This is a genomic window from Parendozoicomonas verongulae (assembly GCF_009711465.1).
In the GTDB taxonomy this organism is placed as follows: Bacteria; Pseudomonadota; Gammaproteobacteria; order Pseudomonadales; family Endozoicomonadaceae; genus Sansalvadorimonas; species Sansalvadorimonas verongulae.
Genome location: NZ_SMME01000240.1, coordinates 1 through 410, shown reverse-complemented (window position 1 = coordinate 410; position 410 = coordinate 1). Strand labels below are relative to the sequence as shown.

1 protein-coding gene is annotated in these 410 nt (G+C 47.6%); it reads right to left on the bottom strand.

Translation table 11 applies throughout. The features are described from left to right. Positions 1–410, bottom strand: a 410-nt coding sequence (locus tag E1189_RS24325; protein ID WP_230459830.1) for a hypothetical protein, incomplete at both ends; no start/stop codon positions are given.

Here is a 410-nt window from a genome sequence, read left to right as displayed (position 1 = left end):
AATCCGCAGGCCTGTCATCGTCAGTTTGAATCTGAAGCTCTTTGTCATGCCTACGTACCCAAGTATTTAAATGCGAAGAAAACAGGTTTCCTGAAGGCAGGGGGGAGCAGTGGATGTGAGGGGAAGTTTCCTCAGCTGAAGACACATGACACATGCTTGCCTTATCCCGGATCCATGTTGTGGCACCTGTTTCAACGGCCAGATATTGTACAGGTATTGCGGCGGTGAGAGTTAATCCGGTTTTTTGCTTTCCCCCCCGGCAATGCACGAGATAGTGTTCGGTTGTTCTCTCTATGACGCACGATGCTGTTGTATGGGGATGGACATGTGTGCTGTCTTTAGTTTGTATAGCAATTTTGCCTGTAGAGATCACATCAAGTGGTTGTGATTGAATAGAGCGGATTGGTTGA